The sequence below is a fragment of the Psychroserpens sp. AS72 genome (assembly GCF_038900375.1).
In the GTDB taxonomy this organism is placed as follows: domain Bacteria; phylum Bacteroidota; class Bacteroidia; order Flavobacteriales; family Flavobacteriaceae; genus Psychroserpens.
This window is the reverse complement of sequence record NZ_JBBMRC010000004.1, coordinates 299566-321396: the sequence shown is the minus strand read 5'-3', so window position 1 is coordinate 321396 and position 21831 is coordinate 299566. Positions and strand designations below refer to the sequence as shown.

The 21831-nt window shown below is 32.7% G+C and carries 29 protein-coding genes; 8 read left to right on the top strand and 21 right to left on the bottom strand.

The window, feature by feature from the left end; genetic code table 11:
* The first annotated feature begins 146 nt into the window (after positions 1-146).
* The 3 genes from WNY78_RS10485 to WNY78_RS10475 all read left to right on the top strand — a co-directional run bounded on the left by WNY78_RS10485 (position 147) and on the right by WNY78_RS10475 (position 2040).
* Entirely contained in the window at positions 147-1466 is a 1320-nt protein-coding gene (locus tag WNY78_RS10485; RefSeq protein ID WP_342873152.1) for a DEAD/DEAH box helicase, read from the top strand.
* 47 nt (positions 1467-1513) lie between these two features.
* Entirely contained in the window at positions 1514-1735 is a 222-nt protein-coding gene (locus tag WNY78_RS10480) for a DUF6500 family protein (protein WP_342873151.1), read from the top strand.
* An 80-nt stretch (positions 1736-1815) separates the two neighbouring features.
* Positions 1816-2040 (top strand): VF530 family protein, encoded by a 225-nt coding sequence (locus WNY78_RS10475; protein WP_342873150.1) that lies wholly within the window; start codon positions 1816-1818, stop codon positions 2038-2040.
* On the opposite strand, the gene WNY78_RS10470 is transcribed toward WNY78_RS10475, so the two are convergent.
* From WNY78_RS10470 to WNY78_RS10395, 16 genes are all read right to left on the bottom strand, one after another.
* Entirely contained in the window at positions 2041-2703 is a 663-nt protein-coding gene (locus WNY78_RS10470) for a hypothetical protein (RefSeq protein WP_342873149.1), read from the bottom strand.
* A 60-nt stretch (positions 2704-2763) separates the two neighbouring features.
* Positions 2764-3216, bottom strand: coding sequence for a tRNA (cytidine(34)-2'-O)-methyltransferase (locus WNY78_RS10465; RefSeq protein ID WP_342873148.1), 453 nt, complete (start codon positions 3214-3216; stop codon positions 2764-2766).
* Positions 3217-3278: 62 nt separating this feature from the next.
* A complete protein-coding gene (locus tag WNY78_RS10460; protein WP_342873147.1) occupies positions 3279-3446 on the bottom strand; it encodes a hypothetical protein in 168 nt (55 codons plus the stop codon).
* Positions 3447-3535: 89 nt separating this feature from the next.
* Positions 3536-3757, bottom strand: a complete 222-nt coding sequence (locus WNY78_RS10455) for a hypothetical protein (protein ID WP_342873146.1) — start codon at positions 3755-3757, stop codon at positions 3536-3538.
* Between the two features lie 183 nt (positions 3758-3940).
* Positions 3941-4348 carry a DUF805 domain-containing protein gene (locus WNY78_RS10450; protein ID WP_342873145.1) on the bottom strand — a complete coding sequence of 136 codons (408 nt, stop codon included), beginning with the start codon at positions 4346-4348 and terminating at the stop codon, positions 3941-3943.
* 111 nt (positions 4349-4459) lie between these two features.
* Positions 4460-4849 carry a DUF805 domain-containing protein gene (locus WNY78_RS10445; protein WP_342873144.1) on the bottom strand — a complete coding sequence of 130 codons (390 nt, stop codon included), beginning with the start codon at positions 4847-4849 and terminating at the stop codon, positions 4460-4462.
* A 39-nt stretch (positions 4850-4888) separates the two neighbouring features.
* Positions 4889-5653, bottom strand: coding sequence for a tryptophan synthase subunit alpha (gene trpA, locus WNY78_RS10440; RefSeq protein WP_342873143.1), 765 nt, complete (start codon positions 5651-5653; stop codon positions 4889-4891).
* A 353-nt stretch (positions 5654-6006) separates the two neighbouring features.
* Positions 6007-6285: a GIY-YIG nuclease family protein gene (locus tag WNY78_RS10435; RefSeq protein ID WP_342873142.1), complete on the bottom strand. Its 279-nt coding sequence runs from the start codon at positions 6283-6285 to the stop codon at positions 6007-6009.
* Positions 6286-6611: 326 nt separating this feature from the next.
* Entirely contained in the window at positions 6612-7793 is a 1182-nt protein-coding gene (trpB, locus tag WNY78_RS10430) for a tryptophan synthase subunit beta (RefSeq protein ID WP_342873141.1), read from the bottom strand.
* Between the two features lie 42 nt (positions 7794-7835).
* Positions 7836-8498 carry a phosphoribosylanthranilate isomerase gene (locus WNY78_RS10425; RefSeq protein ID WP_342873140.1) on the bottom strand — a complete coding sequence of 221 codons (663 nt, stop codon included), beginning with the start codon at positions 8496-8498 and terminating at the stop codon, positions 7836-7838.
* Positions 8495-9280: an indole-3-glycerol phosphate synthase TrpC gene (gene trpC, locus WNY78_RS10420; protein WP_342873139.1), complete on the bottom strand. Its 786-nt coding sequence runs from the start codon at positions 9278-9280 to the stop codon at positions 8495-8497. Before trpC ends, WNY78_RS10425 begins: the two co-directional genes overlap by 4 nt.
* Before the next feature lie 69 nt (positions 9281-9349).
* Complete coding sequence (trpD, locus tag WNY78_RS10415) at positions 9350-10342, bottom strand: anthranilate phosphoribosyltransferase (RefSeq protein WP_342873138.1); 993 nt, start codon at positions 10340-10342, stop codon at positions 9350-9352.
* A gap of 92 nt (positions 10343-10434) precedes the next feature.
* Positions 10435-10998, bottom strand: coding sequence for an aminodeoxychorismate/anthranilate synthase component II (locus WNY78_RS10410; protein ID WP_342873137.1), 564 nt, complete (start codon positions 10996-10998; stop codon positions 10435-10437).
* Positions 10995-12395, bottom strand: a complete 1401-nt coding sequence (locus tag WNY78_RS10405; RefSeq protein WP_342873136.1) for an anthranilate synthase component I family protein — start codon at positions 12393-12395, stop codon at positions 10995-10997. The genes WNY78_RS10410 and WNY78_RS10405 overlap by 4 nt, the downstream gene beginning before the upstream one ends.
* Positions 12396-12698: 303 nt before the next feature.
* Positions 12699-13271 carry a YceI family protein gene (locus tag WNY78_RS10400; RefSeq protein ID WP_342873135.1) on the bottom strand — a complete coding sequence of 191 codons (573 nt, stop codon included), beginning with the start codon at positions 13269-13271 and terminating at the stop codon, positions 12699-12701.
* 30 nt (positions 13272-13301) lie between these two features.
* On the bottom strand, positions 13302-13754 hold the full coding sequence (locus WNY78_RS10395; RefSeq protein WP_342873134.1) for a MarR family transcriptional regulator: 453 nt from the start codon (positions 13752-13754) through the stop codon (positions 13302-13304).
* Between the two features lie 102 nt (positions 13755-13856).
* Between WNY78_RS10395 and WNY78_RS10390 the strand changes: the two genes are divergently transcribed.
* The 5 genes from WNY78_RS10390 (at position 13857) to WNY78_RS10370 (ending at position 18482) form a co-directional block, all read left to right on the top strand.
* Positions 13857-14375: a redoxin domain-containing protein gene (locus tag WNY78_RS10390; RefSeq protein ID WP_342873133.1), complete on the top strand. Its 519-nt coding sequence runs from the start codon at positions 13857-13859 to the stop codon at positions 14373-14375.
* Between the two features lie 100 nt (positions 14376-14475).
* Entirely contained in the window at positions 14476-15084 is a 609-nt protein-coding gene (locus WNY78_RS10385) for a thioredoxin family protein (protein ID WP_342873132.1), read from the top strand.
* A 119-nt stretch (positions 15085-15203) separates the two neighbouring features.
* On the top strand, positions 15204-15518 hold the full coding sequence (locus WNY78_RS10380) for a rhodanese-like domain-containing protein (RefSeq protein ID WP_342873131.1): 315 nt from the start codon (positions 15204-15206) through the stop codon (positions 15516-15518).
* A gap of 12 nt (positions 15519-15530) precedes the next feature.
* Complete coding sequence (locus tag WNY78_RS10375; RefSeq protein ID WP_342873130.1) at positions 15531-15932, top strand: rhodanese-like domain-containing protein; 402 nt, start codon at positions 15531-15533, stop codon at positions 15930-15932.
* Positions 15933-16094: 162 nt separating this feature from the next.
* The gene (locus WNY78_RS10370; RefSeq protein ID WP_342873129.1) at positions 16095-18482 is read left to right on the top strand and encodes a protein-disulfide reductase DsbD domain-containing protein; all 2388 of its coding nucleotides are present in this window, start codon (positions 16095-16097) and stop codon (positions 18480-18482) included.
* Positions 18483-18485: 3 nt separating this feature from the next.
* Here WNY78_RS10370 and WNY78_RS10365 read toward each other — a convergent pair whose 3' ends face one another.
* The 5 genes from WNY78_RS10365 to msrB form a co-directional block, all read right to left on the bottom strand.
* Entirely contained in the window at positions 18486-19217 is a 732-nt protein-coding gene (locus WNY78_RS10365) for a nitroreductase family protein (RefSeq protein ID WP_342873128.1), read from the bottom strand.
* 110 nt (positions 19218-19327) lie between these two features.
* Positions 19328-20266 (bottom strand): aldo/keto reductase, encoded by a 939-nt coding sequence (locus tag WNY78_RS10360; protein ID WP_342873127.1) that lies wholly within the window; start codon positions 20264-20266, stop codon positions 19328-19330.
* On the bottom strand, positions 20263-20550 hold the full coding sequence (locus tag WNY78_RS10355; RefSeq protein ID WP_342873126.1) for a glutaredoxin family protein: 288 nt from the start codon (positions 20548-20550) through the stop codon (positions 20263-20265). Before WNY78_RS10355 ends, WNY78_RS10360 begins: the two co-directional genes overlap by 4 nt.
* Positions 20551-20562: 12 nt before the next feature.
* Complete coding sequence (gene msrA, locus WNY78_RS10350; RefSeq protein WP_342873125.1) at positions 20563-21114, bottom strand: peptide-methionine (S)-S-oxide reductase MsrA; 552 nt, start codon at positions 21112-21114, stop codon at positions 20563-20565.
* The gene (gene msrB / locus WNY78_RS10345; protein WP_342873124.1) at positions 21114-21575 is read right to left on the bottom strand and encodes a peptide-methionine (R)-S-oxide reductase MsrB; all 462 of its coding nucleotides are present in this window, start codon (positions 21573-21575) and stop codon (positions 21114-21116) included. The genes msrA and msrB overlap by 1 nt, the downstream gene beginning before the upstream one ends.
* Positions 21576-21831: the final 256 nt, after the last annotated feature.

Below are 21831 nucleotides of genomic sequence, written 5' to 3'. Positions count from 1 at the left end.
CAGCAACCCGAAAGTTCGTCTATTTTTCCGAGAAAATCAACCTAAATACTGCTATCGCATAAATTAGCAGTACATTTGCGCACAACAGAAAATGACGCTTAATACACAGAAGGTCATTTAAACACTAATTTGACCAAATATATTATATGTCATTCAAAGATCTAGGCCTATCTGAGCCTTTACTAAAAGCTATTAGTAAAAAAGGATACACTACTCCAAGTCCAATTCAAGAAAAAGCGATTCCTCCAGTATTAGAAGGACGTGATGTATTGGCTTCGGCACAAACAGGAACAGGGAAAACCGCAGGTTTCACCTTACCATTATTACATTATTTATCTGAAAATCCTAAAGCTAAATTTAGACCCATTCGTGCTTTAATCTTAACACCAACGCGTGAGCTTGCTGCTCAAGTGCATCAAAGTGTTATGGATTATAGCGAGTTTCTAGATATTAGAAGTACTGTAATTTTTGGAGGTGTGAATCAAAAACCACAAGCCGCTACGATTCGTCGTGGTGTGGATATTTTGGTAGCAACACCTGGACGTCTATTAGATTTACACAATCAAAACTTGTTATCTCTAAAACGTGTTGAAGTTTTTATATTGGATGAAGCAGATCGCATGCTAGACATGGGTTTTCTTAGAGATATAGAAAAGGTGATGAACGTAATGCCAGCAAAACGTCAAAATTTGATGTTCTCAGCTACGTTTTCAAAAGATATTAAAAAGCTTGCAAATGGGATTTTAAATAATCCTGTACAAGTAGAAGCAACTCCAGAAAACACAACCGTAGAAGCTATTTCTCAAAAAGTGTATCGTGTTGCTAAAGGAAAAAAGCCAGAGTTATTGATTAAGCTCATTTCCGAAGGAAACTGGAAACAAGCACTTGTGTTTACAAGAACTAAACATGGCGCAAATAAGTTAACAAAAAAGCTTATTTCATCAGGAATTAGTGCTGCTGCCATTCATGGCAATAAAAGTCAAGGTGCGCGAACTAAAGCACTTGAAGGTTTTAAAAGTGGGAAAGTAAGAGTCATGGTCGCTACAGATATTGCAGCTCGTGGATTGGATATTCCGTTATTACCACATGTTGTGAATTTTGAATTGCCTAATATTTCTGAAGATTATGTACACCGAATTGGTAGAACTGGTAGAGCAGGAGCAGATGGAAAAGCGATATCGTTAGTGAGTGCTGATGAAACGACGTATTTACGTGATATTGAAAAACTTATTGGTGAGAAGATTGAAGTAGAAATTGTTGAAGGTTTTGAACCAGATCCTAATGCATCTACTGAGCCAATTAAGCAAGGTCAAGGTCGACAAGGAAGACAAGGTGGAGGTAATAGAAACCGTAATTCTAGTCCTAGAAATTCTGGAGGAAACTCAGGAGGAAATAGATCAGGTTCTAATAGAAATAAAAGCAGCAATACTTCTAATTCTAGACGACGTAACGATAGACGTAACTAATGTCATTACGAGTTGTTTTATAACGAGACAATCTCTAAATTAGTAGTATGACAGAAATTCTCAAACAAAAAATTTTAGACGTTTGCGATCAAAAGATTGCTCAAAAAGGAGATAACGTTGGATTATCTTTCTACGCATTTTTTAAAAATAAAAATGATACTCCAGAGTTATTGATGGAAGCTGCAACGTGGTGGATTAAAACACACCAACTCGATCATTTTGAAAAGGCAGTGAAGATTAAGAACATGGTAGAATTAAAGTCTAATTAATAGTGTAAACACTGCGTTTATATTTGGTCTTAGTAAAAGTCTTTGACTGCGCTCAGACTGACATTTTGTTACATTTATATATGGAAACTCAAAAGAACAATCCGCTACACGGCATCAAACTAGAGCAAATCGTCACAGATTTGGAAGCTCATTATGGTTGGGAATACATGGGAACCATCATTAATATTAGATGTTTTAATGATAATCCAAGTATTAAATCTAGTTTAAAGTTTTTAAGACGTACGCCTTGGGCTAGAACTAAGGTTGAGTATATGTATTTAAAAATGCTTAAAAATAAGCGTTAATTAATTCTCATCATCATCTTCAAATTCTATAACTGTAGCATCAAACTCAGCATCGTTAAACTCATCTCTACTCATCCAATATTCTGATGTTGTAAGTACATACGATGTGTCACCTGTAGATTTTAAATCCCAAACAATAGCTTCGGCTTCCTCAAAAGATGCTTTACCAGCCAATTGATTTGAAAACAAACGTTTAATAACGTTGCTGCCAGCCAATGTTTTATCAAATGCTTTTAGTACAACTTCTTTATCCACGTTTTTATTTGGAGTAATTTCAAATTCTATAATAGTAGCTTTTGCATTAGGAAACGTGCCATTATAGGCTTTATGCAATAGTTGGTTGATATTAAATAGTTGATGGTGAAGCGAAATATCTGCGTATTCTTCGGAAATTTTATCCAACAACATCTCGTGAGAAATCTGTTCAATTTGGTTTTCATTTAAAACATCAGATAATTTGTAATTTAATAAGATAGAAGCAGCTTCTTCAGGATCAAAATCTGAAATTGCCATGAACAATAATTCTAATAATTCTGAAGTGTTTGAACTGTCGGTGTCTTCTAGTCCAAATTCATTTAATAATTGAATATAATCATCGTTTGTCCAAGCATTTTGAAGCGCATCGACAGTCTTTACACTATTGATAATAATATGATATTTCATGGTTTATTTTTAATTGAAGGTAACCAAATAAACCTTGTTTTTTAATAATGTTTTGCTAAATTATTTAAGCTGTCGTAAGCCTTCATAAACTACAATACCAACTGCATTAGCTAAGTTTAAGCTTCTTATATGTTCGCTATATAATGGTATTTTGTAAAGCTGGTTTTTGTGGTTTTCAATTACAGATTTTGGTAAACCAGCCGATTCTTTTCCGAAGACTAAAAAAAGGTTGTTTTCAAATTCGATATTCCAATGTGGTTGCTCGCCATGACTAGAAAAGAAAGCAAATTTTGCGTCTTTATTTGTACTGAAAAACGCCTCAATAGACTCATAGATAATTACATCTAAATGTTGCCAATAATCTAAACCAGCACGTTTTAAACGACTATCACTAATTTCAAAACCAAAAGGTTTTACCAAATGTAATTTAGAACCAGATGCTAAGGCTAATCTGCCAATATTACCAGTATTGTTTGGGATTTCTGGTTCGAATAAAACGATGTTTAAAGCCATAAAATATTAAAAGCCTAAATTAATTAAAATTTAGGCTTTTAATGATTTGAAACAGAAAAAGATTAACTCTTATTCTGCTGCTCTTTTATTGTTTTACTATTGATATCAAATTCGTTAGTTTTAGTTTTACGCGCAATTCCATCTGGATTAGTTGGAGTTGTTTGTTTTGTTGTTCTTTCAAATTTTTTGTTGTCTTTTATAATTCCCATGATTTCTGTTTTTTGGTTCATAATTAATATACCAAAAATAGAATTCAAACTCTGTTTAAGTTCTCTTAAAACTCAAAGATATGTTGTTAAGAATTGTTAAAACACGAGGTTTAATGAGCCTTTTTTAAAGATTTAACTATAATGATCCTAATTAGTAGAAGCCATGGAAATCCATGAAGTGCTACATCAAACCAGTCTTTTAATTCCATTCCATTTGCACCTCCAGCAATCCATTTTAATTTTCCCCAAATGTGAGGTTCTGGAAAAAAAGGAGCTAAGCCTAGTGTAAGACATAGTAAAATTATAATTCTGAAATCGTTAAGTAGTTTCATGTGTTTTTTATATTATTTTTCAATCGTCACATGCTATTCGCTATTAATCATTGTCTTGGTTACGAAAGCTTTAAAAAAAGCTCGTTTCATGTGTTTTCGTTTATTATTATCAATTGTCACATGCTGTTCGCTGTTAATCACTGTCTTGTTTACGAAAGCTTAAAAAAAGGCTCGTTTCATGTGTTATTCTTCTAGTCGTCCAATGTCATCAATGTCATCTGAATAGTCTAATTTAGGATCAGGACCATAATTATTAGCGCCAAATTCTCCTTCTGTTGCCACAAGAACGATATACCAAATACGACCAATCACAGGAATGAAATTAATAAAAATATAACCACCACTTTTACCTATATCATGAAGTCTTCTCACGTTAAGTGCTAACCAAGGAACTAGTGTTGCCAAAAAATAAAGAGCTATAATAGAACTTATAAATTGATCACCTAAAAAGTCATCAACAAGTGATGCATATGATATCGCAAGTCCAACAATAATTAGCTGAACTAATACAAACATCCAATATTCTTTACGTCTTGCACGACCAGAGAAATTGGCGTAGTTATATCTAATCACTTGTAAATACCAGTACATGTTTAATTTTTTATAATATAAATATCAAAAATAAATATAAGAGTCCGATAATTTTTTGAATAAAAAAAACCTACTCGTTTAGAGTAGGTTTCTATGTATTATAAAAAGAAATTACTCAATCTCTTTAGTACCTATTGTATTAATTTCTTCATTATCTGCCGATTTAGGATCAGGACCATATTGGTTAGTTCCTTTTTCACCTTCAGTTATCGCGAGGATAAGACTATAGATAGGGATTAACATATACCATCCGCTTTTACCAACATCATGCATTCTTCTAACTGCTACTGCAATTGTAGGAATTAGAACAGCAAATAAATAAATGTGAACTATAAATAAAATAAACGGACTGTCTAATGCTGCTGCAATAAGTCCTAAAACAATTAAACCTCCATAAGTAAAGATCATGTGAAAAAGGATAAACATCCAATATTCCTTACGTCTAGCTCGTCCATTAAAGTTTGCGTAATTATCTCTTACGACTTTTAAATACCACTTCATACTCTTAATTTATTGGTTAGTTAGTTTCAAATATAAAATTTAATTCAAGACTGAAGTTGTAAATTCTGAAATTTTAGATAAACGGTTTTCGGTTAGATGTTTGATAAACGCACTTCCAATAATAGCACCTTTTGCGTACTGAGTGGCTTGCTTAAATGTTTCATTATTTGAAATCCCAAAACCTATAATTTGGGGATTTTTGAGATTCATGTCTGCAATGCGTTTAAAATAAGACGTTTGCTCATCACCAAAACCAGAACTACTTCCTGTTACACTTGCACTACTGACCATGTAAATAAATCCTTCGGAAATAGAATCAATAAACTCAATACGTTCTACAGATGTTTGAGGTGTGATTAAAAACACATTAATTATTCCATATTTTTGAAAGATGGACTTATACTGCTCATTATAAACATCAACTGGTAAATCTGGAATTATGAGTCCGTCGATACCAATGTCTTTACATTTTTTACAAAACGCTTCGACACCATATTGTAAAATGGGATTAAAATAGCCCATAATAATCAAAGGGATAGACACCGTTTTACGAATGTCTTTTAACTGGTCAAAAAGAATTTTGGTAGTCATTCCGTTTTTTAAAGCCTGTGTAGAACTTGCTTGTATGGTTGGTCCATCAGCTAGAGGATCACTAAATGGTAATCCTATTTCTATCATATCAACTCCGTTTTTTTCCAAATTTTCAATGATAGAAACTGTATCGTTGAGGTTTGGATATCCTGCGGAAAAGTATATGGATAAGAGCTTTTTGTCTTCTTTTAGTTTTTGGTTTATTTTATTCATGGTTATTCATGGTTATTCATGGTTATTCATGTCGTCACCCTGAATTTATTTCAGGGTCACATTATTATTTACTTGTGTGATACTGAAACAAGTTGAGCATGACGCTATTCAATTACTCTTCTCTCGTGTGATACTGAAACGAGTTCAGCATGACGTTACCTGATTACTATCGTCAATCTGAACTTGTTTCTGGTTCTCATTAGAGTACTTATTATTGTTTTTTAACGTGTGTGATGCTGAAATGAGTCTAGCATGACGTTGTTCAATTATTCTTCTCTCGTGTGATACTGAAACGAGTTCAGCATGACGTTATTAATTTACTATCGTCAACCTGAACTTGTTTCAGGTTCTCATCAGAGTATTAGGATTTTAAGGTTTGGATTCATCTCTTTTATTAGATTAAGTTTCCATTCTTTTTTCCAATTTTTAATTTGTTTTTCTCTAGCTATAGCTTGATTAATATCACTGAATTCTTCATAGTAAATTAAATCTTTCAGATTATATTTTTTTGTAAATTCTGAGCCTATTTCATTTTGATGTTCAACTACTCTTTTATTTAAATCTGAAGTTACACCTACATATAATGTTGTTCTATATTTATTAGTCATTATGTAGATATAACTGCTTTTCATTTTCTTTTTTTGTGAGATGCTGAAACAAGTTCAGCATGACGTTTGAATATTATTGGTCGTCACCCTGAATTTATTTCAGGGTCACATAATATTTGTTTTTTTTACTTGTGAGATGTTGAAACAAGTTCAGCATGACGTTATTAATTTATTATCGTCAACCTGAATTTATTTCAGGTTCTCATTATTTATGTGTTTTGCGTTAAGGATTGAAAGGTTTGTTTGAGCTCATCTTTGATAGCGAGCCTTGAAAGCCTGACTTTTTGCGATCCTGCAAGGTTATTAAAACCTTGTAGGTATGAGTAAAAAGTAACGCCCAAATTATCAATCTACAACTTAAAATAATCTATATAATTTTGTAAATCTTTATCACCTCGACCAGACAAATTAATAACTACGATATCATCTGGTTTAAACGTTTTTTGCTCGAAAATCGCAAAAGCATGCGAGCTTTCAATAGCAGGAATAATACCTTCTAATTGGCTCAACTCTAAACCCGCTTTCATGGCTTCATCATCTGTGATTGCTATAAATTCTGCACGACCCGATTTGTATAAATGCGCATGCATTGGTCCAACACCTGGATAATCTAATCCTGCCGAAATAGAGTAAGGTTCGGTTATTTGTCCGTCGTTAGTTTGCATCAACAAGGTCTTACTTCCATGAATAATTCCTTCGTGACCTAAAACAGACGTGGCAGCACTTTCGCCAGAATGAATCCCTTTTCCAGCAGCTTCAACTGCAATTAAATTGACGTCTGTATCATCTAAATAATGATAAAATGCACCTGCAGCATTGCTTCCTCCACCAACGCAAGCAATAACATAATCTGGTTTTGTAGTATCTTCTTTGTCTTTGAGTTGCCATTGAATTTCTTCAGAAACTATGGCTTGAAAACGAGCCACCATATCTGGGTAAGGATGAGGTCCTACAACGCTTCCAATGATATAATGTGTGTCAACAGGATTGTTAATCCAATCTCTTATGGCTTCATTAGTTGCATCTTTTAAAGTACGACTTCCTGATAAAGCTGGTCTCACTTCTGCGCCTAACATTTTCATTCGAGCCACATTTGGTGCTTGACGAGCAATATCAATTTCTCCCATATACACAATACATTCTAATCCCATTAATGCACAAACGGTTGCGGTTGCAACGCCATGTTGTCCAGCTCCTGTTTCGGCAATGATTCTGGTTTTACCTAAGCGTTGTGCCATTAAAATTTGTCCGACAGTATTGTTAACTTTATGCGCACCTGTATGATTTAAATCTTCGCGTTTGAGATAGATTTTTGTGTTGTATTTTTCTGAAAGTCGCTTGGCAAAATAGAGTGGAGAAGGACGACCAACATAGTCTTTTAATAACTGATCAAATTCTTCTTTAAAAGAAGGTTCTGCCATTATTTTGAGGTAGTTTTGTCGTAACTCTTCTACATTTGGGTAGAGCATTTCTGGAATATATGCGCCTCCAAATTCTCCGTAGTAACCTTTGTCGTTGATGTTGTATGTCATAGTTTTTTGTTTTGTCATGCAGAGCGAAGCGTGGCATCTATATTAAAGATTCTTCACTTCGTTCTGAATAACATTTTTAAACGCTTTTAACTTTTCTACATTTTTTAATCCTTGGTTCGTTTCAAATTTGCTGTTTAAATCTAACGAATGGCAAAATAGAGCTTCTGGTCTTTTTAAAAATGAAGATAGATTATCTATTTCATTTGGTCCAATTCCACCACTTAAAAAATAGGGTTTTATGGATGAGTAATTTTTTAATACACTCCAATCAAAAGCGTAACCATTTCCTCCAGGTTGTTTTCCTTTGGTATCAAATAAATAGTAATCACAAACGTCTTCGTAAGGTTCTAAACTATTAAAATCGAAAGTGTCTTTTATGCTAAATACTTTAATGATTTCTAGTTTTTCGTGATGAGATGCTGAAACAAGTTCAGCATGACGTAATGTGTCACAAAACTCAGGAGATTCGTTGCCATGTAATTGCACACCTTGTAAATTATGTTTGTTTACAATACCTTTTATATAATCAAAAGTTGCATTGACGAATACACCAATTTTTTTAATGTTCTGAGGTAACTCTGGAATAACACCATTAAAATAGCGTGATGAATTTTTATAAAAAATGAAACCCATGAATTCTGGATTTAGTTGAGCAACATCTAGGATGTTGTTTGGGTTTTTCATTCCGCAGACTTTTAATTTCATAATTCTAAGTCTTTAATAAATTGTTTGGCACTATTGCCTGCATCATCAGTTTTCATAAAATTCTCTCCAATTAAAAAGCCTTTATAACCATAGGGTTGTAGGATTTTAATAGCCTCAATATTGCTAATGCCACTTTCTGATACTTTAACAAAGTCGTTTGGGATTAATTCACTTAATTGTTTACTGGTTTCTAAACTCACATCAAACGTTTTTAAGTTTCTATTATTAACACCTAACATGTCTAAGCTTGGCATAATCGATTTATGAAGTTCTTCTTCATTGTGGACTTCTAGTAAAACATCTAAATTTAGTCGTTTTGCTAGTTCTGAAAACTGCTTGATTTCTGCTTTAGTTAAAATCGCAGCAATTAATAAAATAACATCTGCTCCATATGCTTTAGCTTCTATAATTTGGTACTCATCAATGATGAATTCTTTTCGTAATAAAGGTAAGTTGCAACTAGCTCTTGCAGTTAAAAGATCATCAAGACTTCCTCCAAAATATTTTCCATCTGTTAATACAGACATTCCGCAAACACCTGCGTTTTCATAGCCTTTAGCAACATCAAATACGTTTAAGTCATGATTGATGACTTGTTTTGAAGGTGAACGTCTCTTGTGCTCTGCTATGATTCCAGTGTTACTTTCTTTGAGTTTTTTAGCTAAGGATACGGTTTCCCTTTCAAACAAAATAGATTGCTCTAGTTGTTTGATTGGGATGAGTTGCTTACGAAGGTTGACTTCGATGCGTTTGTCTTTTGTTATTTTATCTAAGATGTTCATATATAGTCAACCTGAACTTGTTTCAGGTTCTCATTATTTGTGTGATGCTGAACCGAGTTCAGCATGACGTTATTTACTCAGCTCAATCAATCGCTCTAAACTTGCTTTTGCTCTACCACTTCCTAAACTGTCTTGAGCTAAATGAAATCCTTCTTGATGAGAAATTCCGTTTACAGTTGCAATTGCTAATCCTGCATTGGCACAAACAACATTATTTTGAGCATCTGTACCTTTACAGTTAATGATATTTTTAAAAATTTTAGCAGCTTCTTTCACTGTTGAACCTCCAAATATTTCAGATTGTTCAATTTTTTTAAGGTTTAAATCTCCTGGACTTAACATCGTTTCAGACCTATTAGAAATAATCTTCGTGTTTCCGGTAAGGGAAATTTCATCATAACCATCAAGTGCATGAACAATACTGTAATTCTTGTCTGTGTTTTGATATAAATATCCGTATATGCGTTGTAATTCCAAATTAAAAACACCTACCATTTGATTTTTAGGAAACGATGGGTTTACCATTGGACCCAACATATTAAAAAAGGTTTTTACACCTAATTCTTTACGAATTGGTGCCACATTTTTCATGGCTGGATGAAATAAAGGCGCATGCAATACACAAATTCCTGCTTGGTCTATGGAGTATTTTAAAAAATCTGATTTGTTTGAAAAATGAATTCCTAAAGCTTCCATAACATTAGATGATCCAGAAGCTGATGATACACCATAATTTCCGTGTTTTGCTACTTTTACTCCTGCACCTGCAGTGATAAATGAAGCTAATGTTGAGATGTTGAAAGTATCTTTTCCGTCACCACCAGTTCCGCATAAATCAATGGCGTTGAAATCGGATAAATCTATTGGGATACAAAGTTCTAATAAGGCATCGCGAAAGCCTTGTAATTCCTCTAATGTAATACTTCGCATCATGTAAATAGTAAGAAAAGATGCAATTTGGCTTTGGTTGTATTTACCTTCGGAAATATTAACCAACACATTTTTTGCTTCCTCACTTGAGATGCTTTCGTGGTTTATTAATCTGTTAAGTATATGTTTCATATTCATTTCCCCTAAAAATGGGAGTCAATTTAATTAAACTCTAATTTTTAATTCATAAGAGTAAGCACTGTTTACTGCAAACTGAGCATTGTCTACTGATTCACCCAATTCTCCAGAATCTGTTTTCCGTTTGGTGTTAGCACACTTTCAGGATGGTATTGTACACCTTTAACATCGTAAAACTTATGTCGTAATGACATTATTTGTCCGTTGCTGTCAACAGATGTCGCTTCTAATACTTCTGGTAAATTAGGATTTACAACCCAAGAGTGATAACGACCTACTTCTATTGTTTTATCCATATTATTAAAAAGAGTTTCGTCGTCAACAGTAATTTTAACTTTTGTTGCAACTCCATGATAAACTTCATCTAGGTTTATAAGTGAGCCTCCAAAAACTTCACCAATAGCTTGTTGACCAAGACAAACTCCTAAAATGCTTTTTGTAGGTGCATATCTTTTGATGATCGCTTTTAATAATCCAGCCTCATCAGGTATTCCTGGTCCTGGAGACAAAACAATTTTTTGAAAAGCATCTACGTCTTCTAATGAGAGTTTGTCGTTTCGTTTTACTGTGACTTCACAGTTTAGATCTTCTAAATAGTGAACCAAGTTATATGTAAAACTGTCGTAGTTATCTATTACTAATACTTTCATATTTCCTCTGCCATTTCAATAGCTTTTGTTAAAGCTCCTAATTTATTATAGACTTCTTGTAATTCGTTTTCAGGAACTGACTTTGATACCAATCCTGCACCTGCTTGCCAATGTAGTTTGTGGTTTTTACTCATAAAGGTTCTAATCATAATCGCGTGATTGTAATTGCCATTAAAATCCATGAAACCAATGGCTCCTCCATAAAAAGCTCTACTGGTTTTTTCATATTTTTCTATAAGTTGCATGGCTTTATGTTTTGGTGCTCCACTTAGAGTTCCAGCAGGAAATGTATCTGCAACAACTTGCATAGTCGCAGTATTGTCATGTATTTTTCCTGTGACTTTACTCACTAAATGTATGACGTGAGAAAAGAATTGTGCTTCTCTATAAGTTTCTACTTTTACTTGGCTTCCGTGACGGCTTAAGTCGTTTCTTGCAAGATCAACTAACATAACATGTTCTGAATTTTCTTTGATGTCTTCAGCTAACTTTTTTGCTAATTTTTGATCTTCTTCATCGTTCCCTGTTCTTTTAAATGTGCCTGCAATGGGATGAATTTCTGCTTGTTGATTGTTGACCACAAGTTGTGCTTCTGGTGAACTCCCGAAGATTTTAAAATTTCCGTAGTCAAAATAAAAGAGGTAAGGAGAAGGGTTGATACTTCGTAATGCTCGATAGACATTAAACTCATCACCTTTGAAGGCCTGAGAGAATTTTTTTGAAAGTACTAATTGAAACACGTCACCTCTAGCGCAATGTTTTTTTGCTAATTCTACATGGACTTTATACTCGTCATCTGTAAGATTTGATGAAATTTCAGAATCTGTTTTAAACGTATAAGATGCAAAATTCTTTGAACCTATAAGTTGTAACACTTCATTAATATTGTTATCGGCTTCAAAGCAATGCGCAAAAACATAAGCTTCATTTTTAAAGTGATTAATTGCTATTATGTTTTGATAAACCGCATAATAAATATCTGGAATCTCTAAAGAATCTGGTTTTTTACTAATCTCAATATCTTCAAAATATTTTACGGCATCATAAGCTGTGTAGCCAAAAATTCCGTTATTGATGAACTTAAATTCTTCGTCTGAGTTGACTTTAAATCGTTTTGTAAACTTGTGAATTTCTTCAGTAACCGAAATATTTAAAGCATTATTAGTTTTTGAGCTTCCGTCTGGATACTGTTGTTCTATGACATCGTTATTAACTTTTATAGATGCAATAGGATTAAAACAGATGTATGAAAAACTATTGTCATTAGCATGATAATCACTACTTTCTAATAGTATACTATTTGGGTATTTATCTCTAATTTTCAAATAAATACTTACAGGTGTAATCGTATCTGCCAATATTTTCTTGTAATGTGTGTATAAACTAAATGTTTTCATGTATGCTCAATGTGTTTTCAGTATTTTATTTTAATACTGCGTAAAAATGAAAAAAGGCTTGTCGTGATTGACAAGCCTTTTTTGATATGTTATTTTAAATATACCTATAGGATTAGTTCACGACGTTTTCGTTTCGAGAGTTCCACCACCAAGTATGATTTAAATTTGTGTTCATAATAATTGTAAAGTTCAAATATAGAAATCATAATTTAGTTATCAAACTTAATTTGATGAAAATGAAAAAGATTCCCAATAAATTGAGAATCTTTAACCTATCTACATATTGCTATTAATCAAATATATTTAGAATTTCAATGTCACATTTAAATCAAACTCATCATAAATAGCTTTGTCTTTTAAGCCATCTATAAAGCTTGCAGAACCATATCTAATTCCGAATTTTGTTCTATCAACTTTTAAACTTGCTTTAGCAGTATCTTCTGTTACATTCATTTGAAAAGTAATTGGATTTGTTTTTCCTTTAATCGTTAAATCTCCAATAATTGTATACTCTCCATTTTTACCTTCAGCCTCTGTGATTGTAAAAGTTGCTTTTTCATGATTGGCTGTACCAAAGAAATCATCAGATTTTAAATGGCCTTCTAATTTCTCTTTCCCTTTACCGGCTTTTAAGTCGGTAACTGTAAGTGAAGTCATATCAATAGTGAAGTTTCCACCAACGAGTTGGTCATCTTCAAACAATAATGTACCGTCAGTTAACGTAATATTACCTTCATGAGATCCTGTTACTTTATGACCTTTCCAAGTAATAGTAGATTCTTTAACTTTTAATTCTTTTTTTAAAATTGTCGTAAATGATGCAAATGATAATGCTAATACTACGATAACTGCTGACTTTAAAATGTTCTTTTTCATTGTTTTTAATTTAAAATTTGTGTTTCGGGTTTATTTAATTTTATGTAATAATCTAGTTAATTCTTGTTGTTCTTTTATAGTAAGTTGAGATGTTAGTTGGTCTTCTGTTGAGTTTACAGGCTCATCAATTTCAGCCAGTTTATCCAGTCCTTTTTTAGTGATGTAGATTTCAATTTTTCTTCGGTTGTTTTTACACTCAGTTCGTTTAACAAAATCTTTTAAAATCAACTTGTCAATTAAACGCGTTGTATTACTCATCTTATTAACCATACGTTCTTGTACATCTTGTAAATTAATCGGATTACCTTTTTGCCCTCTTAATATGCGTAAAACATTAAACTGTTCTAAGGATAAATCATGAGGTTTTAAAACGCTTAATAAACCTGTTTTAATCACACTATTAGTTAAGAAAATAGAAACTAATAATTGCCTAGATACAGGTAAATTTGCATTGGTTTTTAATTTTTTATTTAATTCTTTCATATACAATTGTTGTATATACAAATGTAGTGTCTTTTTTCTATTTAGGATTTAATATTTTGTTAAATTTATTATTGTCTGTTTTTTGATACCTAACTTTATATTATGAAATTAAGAATCCTCATAGTTGCGCTATTATTTTTTTGCTTCGGAAATGTTACCGCTCAGGACACTCCTTCCGCAGAACAAAAAAACAGTGCTACAGGTTTAAAAGTCTTTAATTATAACGAATTAGAATCTTATCTAAACTCAAAGGACGATAGCAAAATATATGTCATAAATTTTTGGGCAACATGGTGTGCACCTTGTGTAAAAGAGTTACCGTATTTTGAAGAATTAAACGCAAAATACTCAAATAAAAATGTTGAAGTTATTTTGGTTAGCTTAGATTTTCCGAAGCAAATAGAATCAAAGCTCGTCCCATTTTTAGTAAAAAGAAATTTAAAAAGTGAGGTTGTTATATTGGATGACGTTGATTCAAATACATGGATTCCTAAAGTAAATGAAAATTGGTCTGGAGCAATTCCAGCAACTGTAATCTACAATAAAGGTAAGAGTACATTTTACGAACGCTCTTTCAATTATCAAGAATTAGAATCCGAATTAAAACAATTTATAAAATAAAAAATTATGAAACGAGCAGATTGAAAACTTTAGTATTCAAGTGAATGAATAGTTGCGAACTGCATGTGACATTTAAAAATTAACAAATAAATATATACACATGAAAAATACACTTAAAACCCTATTAGCATTAGTTGTAGTTGTTGCTACTTCTGCATTTACAACCGTAAGTACTGGTTATGATGTTGGAGATATTGCAACAGATTTTAAATTAGAGAATATAGATGGAAAAATGGTGTCAATGGCAGATTATAAAGATGCCAAAGGATTTATTGTCATTTTTACATGTAATACTTGTCCTTATGCTGTAGCTTATGAAGATAGAGTAGAAGCTTTAAACAAAAAATTTGCAGATAAAGGCTATCCTGTAATAGCAATTATGCCAAATAATACAGATGTAAAACCTGGAGATAATATGGAGTCAATGCAAGCTAGAGCAAAAGCTAAAGGCTTTACATTTCCTTATTTAATGGATAAAGGACAAAAAATATATCCGCAATATGGAGCAACAAAAACGCCTCACGTTTATGTCTTGGAGAAAACTAAAAAAGGACCACAAGTAAAATATATTGGTGCTATTGATGATAATTATCAAGATGCCAGTGCAGTGACAAAAACATATGTTGAAGATGCTGTAAATGCGTTGTTAAACGGTAAAGAAGTGCCAGAAACTAAGACAAGAGCAATTGGTTGTTCTATAAAGGTCTAACAAGTTTTTCATATTAAATTTAACAATCCGAAGTGTAACACTTCGGATTTTTTTTCGTCTTTATGTAAAATATCCTAACGAAACGTTAAATTTGCATGATTATTGATGTATAAAAAACTATGGCAGATTTAACACAACAAGAATGGACTACAAAATTAGCTGCAGATGAAAATGCGGTGATTTTGGATGTAAGAACAGCAGAAGAAGTAGCACAAGGGATCATCCCTAATGCTATTACAATTGATATTTATAAAGGTCAAGGATTTATTTATGAGCTAGAAGAGCTAGATAAATCTAAAACCTATTATGTGTATTGTAGATCTGGTGGACGCAGTGCTCAGGCTTGTAGTATTATGAATCAGTTAGGATTTAAAAATGCCTATAACCTTATTGGAGGCTTCATGGAATGGAAAGGTGAAGTGGCTTCAATTTAAAAATCAATCAAGATGAAGAAAAAAGTATTATTAATGTATTGCTTTGCACTGTTTGCATTTGCATTTAGTTGTAAAGAAGCACCTCAAAGTGAGGTTATTATGGTTTCTGCAGAAGAAATGCAAGAACTTTTAGAATTAGAAGATATCCAATTGGTAGATGTAAGAACACCAGAAGAGTATGAAACTGGTTTTATAGAGCATTCACAAAATATAGATTATATGTCTCCAACCTTTGATGAGGATTTGACAAAACTTGATAAAACAAAACCAATTATGGTGTATTGTAAATCTGGTGGACGTAGTGGGAAATGTTCTAAAAAACTAAAAGACGCTGGTTTTATAAAAGTGTACGACCTAGAAGGCGGAATTACAAAATGGGAGTTTGAGGGTAATGAAATTAAAACGATTCAATAGCGTTTAGTGTTTAATACCTAAACAGATTATAAACCGAACACTATGTTCGGTTTTTTTATGCTTCAATGCTAAGTGTGTGTTTAGTGTTAGAATCACGTTAAATACTAGAGTTAAATCCTTTAGTTTTTCATAAATTAGCATCTTCAAACCTAATTATTTTAAATGAAAAATTTAATCTTCGCACTTTGTGGTTTACTTGTTTTTTCAATTACTACAAATGCTCAAGTATTAGAACCTGTAAAATGGGAAACTTCTGTTGATAAAATTTCAGATACCGAATACGATTTAATTTCTACAGCAACCATTGATAGTGGATGGCATTTATATTCTCAAACTGTTCCAGATGATGGTCCAATTCCAACAACATTTCTTTATAAAGCAAATGCTAATTATGAATTAAGCGGAAGTACTTCTGAAGAAGAAGGTCACACTGTTGATGATCCAATCTTTCAAATGCGAATTAAGTATTTTGGAGACAAAGCGGAATTTAGACAACGTATCAAAATCTTAAACAAAGAATTGTCTATTGTAGAAGGTGAAGTAGAATACATGGCTTGTGATGATGAAAAGTGCTTGCCTCCAGATTATGTAGATTTAAAATTCAATTTGAATGCGTCAGCATCTAATGCAGTTTCTTTTAACACTAACTCAACTGAGACTCCTGGAATTTTAGAACCAGTGAAATGGTCCACTTCCGTAGAAAAAATATCAGATACCGAGTATGTCTTAGTGTCTACTGCAACAATTGATGAACATTGGCATTTATATTCTCAAACGGTTCCAGATGGTGGGCCAATACCAACAACATTTGATTATAAGATAGCTGAAGGACTAGAACTTGTAGGGAAAACTGTTGAAGAAAAGGGAATCACTGTTAAAGACAAAGTCTTTGATATGGAAGTCAAGTATTTTGAAAACAAAGCGTCGTTTAGACAACATATAAAACTATCAGATACAGCTATAAAAAATGTGACAGCCGAGGTTGGCTTCATGGCTTGTGACGATGAAAAATGTCTAACTCCAAGTTATTTAGATTTAGATTTTGATTTAACTAAAAGTGTTGCAGCAAAACAAGGTGTAGATTCTGGTTTAGAAAAGGAAGATAAAGGAAGTAAAGAAGGTTTATGGACTATTTTTATTTTAGGTTTAGGTGCAGGATTTATTGCATTATTTACACCTTGTGTATTCCCACTTATTCCAATGACAGTGAGCTTTTTTACTAAGCAAAGTAAATCCAAAGCTGCAGGTATTAAAAATGCAATTGTTTATGGGTTATGCATCATTGTAATTTATGTAATTTTAGGTACAGGTGTTGTTGCAATTTTTGGAGCAAGTGCGATTAATGAATTTTCTACAAGTGTTGCTTTTAACCTAATTTTCTTTGCAATTCTTATGATTTTTGCCATATCCTTTTTAGGAGCATTTGAAATCATGTTACCAAATTCTTGGGCAAATAAAATTGATAGAAAAGCAGATAGTGGTGGATATACTGGAATCTTTTTCATGGCTTTAGCCTTGGCGATTGTATCATTTTCTTGCACAGGACCTTTCGTAGGTAATATTATTGTGCTTTCTGCTTCAGAAGGTGGTTTAGCACCAATGATTGGTATGCTTGGTTTTTCATTAGCCTTAGCGTTACCTTTTGGCTTATTTGCAGCTTTTCCTGGTTGGATGAACTCGCTACCAAAATCTGGTGGCTGGTTGAATACAGTGAAAGTGGTTTTAGGATTTTTAGAACTAGCATTTGCTTTTAAATTTTTATCAAATGCAGATTTGGTGTCACAATGGCACATTTTAGAGCGTGAAGTATTTATTGCGATTTGGGTTGCCATTTTTGGAGCAATGGCTTTGTATCTCTTCGGGAAAATCCAACTGCCTCATGATTCTCCTTTAAAGAACATTTCCGTAGGAAGATTACTTTTAGGATTATTGACACTATCATTTACAGTTTATTTAATACCAGGACTTTGGGGAGCACCTTTAAATTTAATTAGTGCATTTCCACCACCTATAGATTATAGCGAGTCTCCTTATGGAGTTGGGAATTCTAGAGGAGGAGCATCCACGAGTTTGTCAGATCATGGTGTTTTGCCAGATGGAGGACATTTATTAGCACCTCATGATATCTTAGCGTTTAATGACTATGATAAAGGATTAGCGTATGCTAAAACCGTAGGGAAACCAGTCATGATTGACTTTACAGGTTGGGCTTGTGTAAATTGTCGTAAGATGGAACAAAATGTTTGGGTAGAACCAAGAGTACTTGAGAAACTCAAAAATGATGTGGTTTTAATTTCGTTGTATGTAGATGATAAACGAAAACTAGAAGAAGATGAAATCGTCGATTCTAAACTCAAACCAGGAAAAAAACTCAAGTATATTGGACAAAAATGGAGTGAACTTCAAACCATAAAATATAAAACCAATACACAACCGTATTATGTTTTGATGGATCATGATGAGAATAACTTAAACACACCTGTAGCTTATACACCAGATGCAGATGAGTATTATAGTTGGTTGAGTGATGGGATTGATAAGTTTGAGTAGTAATTAACGCTCAAAATAAACATCCTCAAATGGAACTCTAAAACGAGGACCATAGATGCCTTTTTCTTCATTACGAATACCACATCCTATAATCATATTAATTTCGGCACCTCTTGGTAGTGATAGTATTTTCTTAACTCTAAGTGTGTCACTTCCTTCCATAGGGCAAGTGTCGTATCCAATAGCAGACATGCTTAGCATGAAGTTTTCTGCAGCAAGAGCAGCACTTTTATGAGCTACAATGCGCATATCACTTAAACGTGTTTGTCGATAAATTGGTCTAAATAAACCAACAATTTGAAATGCTATATATTTAAGAAAGCCAAAAATTCCGAAGACATCTAGATAAAGAGTTGGAATCAATTTTTTGTAATAATCAATGGCCATTTTTTTACGTTTAAGCCATCGTTCTTCAAGATCAGGTTTGCCATAGATTTTATTTAAAAATTCAATGTTTGCTTGTGCACGTTTGCGCCATAAATCTTTTCTTGTTACAATAACTACCAATTGTTGAGCTGTTTTTGCTGCATTTTGATTTAAGCAAGCCACTGAAAGTTTTTCTAATATTACTTTATCTGTAACATGATAGAATTCCCAAAGCTGTAAATTGCTACTCGTTGGAGCTAATGACGCATTGTAAAGACATTGTTTTACTTTTTCAACATCTATCGGTTCGTCTTTGTAAACTCTTGTTGATCGTCTATAATTTATAGCGTCTGTTACTGTTTTTTCCATGATACTAAAGTGTACTATAGTTTTTATAATTATGAATATACACGATTGGCTCCATCTGTACAATTAAAAAAATTCTGGTTTTATAAAAACTTAGAATTATTCTTAAAAAATTAGTTCCAAACTAAATCACTTCTTTCATTCCAATAATCAATAGTATCGACCTTTAAAAATTTTAAGTAGTCAAGATCTTCTGTAGATAATTTGAAATCTAATGCTTTTAGGTTTTGGCTTAAATGCGTTGTGTTTGATGCACCACTTAACATGAAGTTTGGTTGTAATGTATCTATCACAAACCTTAGAGCAATAGCATCTATCCCAACATTATACTTTTTTGCGAGTGTTTCTAATTGTTTTTTAGAATTATTGTTGGTAAATACTCTTCCGTTGGCTAAAGCTTCTTTGATGATGATTGTTTTCCCTAAAACCTGCAGATTTTGTAGTGTTTCAAAAGTAGATTGTTCAAATATGTTATAAGTCACTTGATAACTGTCAAAAAGTACTTCGTTATGTACCTGGATCTCATTTGCAATGTTTAAAATTTCAGATTGATTAGAGCCACTAGTTGAGATACCAATTTGTAATCTAAATTCTTTTTTTAGCTGAAATAGGCGTTCATGTATTGACTTATCATTTAAAATACCACTGTCTAAAGTTGCAGAATGAACTTGGTAGATATTAAGTTCAGGAAGTAACGCTTTAGAAATTTCCCATTGTTCATTGAGTTTTGATAAAGAATGTTCTTTTATTTCATGTTTTCCATCATAACCTATTTCCCAATTGGCAACATAGGTATAGCCCCATTTTGTAGATAACAGAACGTCTTTGTGTTGTCTGTCGTTTTTCCAATCTAATAAAAATTGTTCTCCTAAACCATAAGAAGGTGCTGTGTCAAAATAGCGTACACCATTTTTGTATGCAAAGTCCATGACCTCAAAAGCAGTATTTTTAAACGCGGTTTTTGATTTGTCAATATTATTGTGTTGTCTAATATTAATATAATCTGGTCTGCCTAATGCAGCCAAACCTAATCCTATTTTGGTTTTTGTCATTTATTCTCGATTTTATAACCTGAATTTAACTTAATAAGCCACTTCTCAAGGTCATTAGTATTAGGGTTTCTTAATTTTTTTGAGCCAATTGTAATTGTTGGAAAGTTAAGTGTTCTGTTTATATAAAGACCACGCAATTTTTTTGCGTGGTCTTCATTAATTTCAACATCTAAAAACTCATATGTCAATCCTGTTTCATTTAAGAAATTATGATAAAAGGTTGTTTTATGACATCTATGAGTACCATAAAGCTTAGTTGTTGGGCTATTTGGTTTTTCTCTCAATTGATATGCAATTTATGCGACATGAGTTTTTAACTTGTCGGCATGTAATTTTCTAAGTTTTGCCAACTTAGGTTCGATTACAAAGGTACAATAGCCTTGTCTCTTATTGCTGTTGTAGAAATCTTGATGTTCAGGTTCGGCTTCAAAAAATTCACCAAGTTCACTAATTTCTGTCACAATAGGATTTTCGTAATATTGAGTCATTTCTTTTACAACAACTTCAGCAATTTCTTTCTGTTTCTCGTCATGATAATAAATCACAGAACGATACTGCGTACCAACATCTGCACCTTGACGATTTAGAGTTGTTGGATCATGACTGGTCATAAAAATAACTAATAAGTCCTCATAAGAAATGATATTTGGGTCGTATGTGACTTGTACTACTTCGGCATGACCTGTTAATCCAGAGCATATTTCTCTATATGTTGGTTTTCCAGGAACGGTTCCTCCAGTGTAACCAGATACAACTTTTTCAATACCTTTTACTTGATTGTAAACAGCTTCAATACACCAAAAACAACCACATCCAACGGTTAATTGTTTTAATTTTTTGTTTGTCATTACTTTATCTCCTCTACTTTAGAATCTAATTGCATAGATTCAGAATTTATACAATAACGCAATCCGCTTGGTTCTGGTCCATCAGGAAATACATGTCCTAAATGTCCATCACAAGTATTGCACATCACTTCAACGCGAACCATACCAAAAGATGAATCTTTATGATATTTAATCGCATTAGGTTTAATAGGTTGGGTAAAACTAGGCCAACCTGATCCAGATTCAAATTTAATTGTCGAATCAAATAAAGGTGTATCACAACAAATACAGTTGTATTGACCTTCATCATAAATACTACATAAATCACCACTATGAGGACGTTCGGTACCTTTTTGTCGTGTAATTCTAAATTGTTCTGGAGTTAATTGTTGACGCCATTCGGCATCTGTTTTTTCTACTCTACGGTCTGGCGTAGGATTCCCTTTTACAGAGAAATTAATAAGGTCTTTCCAAGTTAACATATTGTATGGTCCTTTCTGTTTTTAATTTATAATTACTGATTGTATTGGTCGAAATGCACTTCGTTTTCTTACACTTTTTAATCACTACTTAATTGTATAATTATCAAATGAACATGGAATTTAGTTTGAGCCTAATCTAGAAAAAATCGTTAATTATTGATGAGATGATGAAAAGTAAAAAAGGAAAAATTATAAGGAATAACATCCAAACTAATTTACCTGAGTTTTTTCTTATTAAGATCAGGTTTTCATTTTG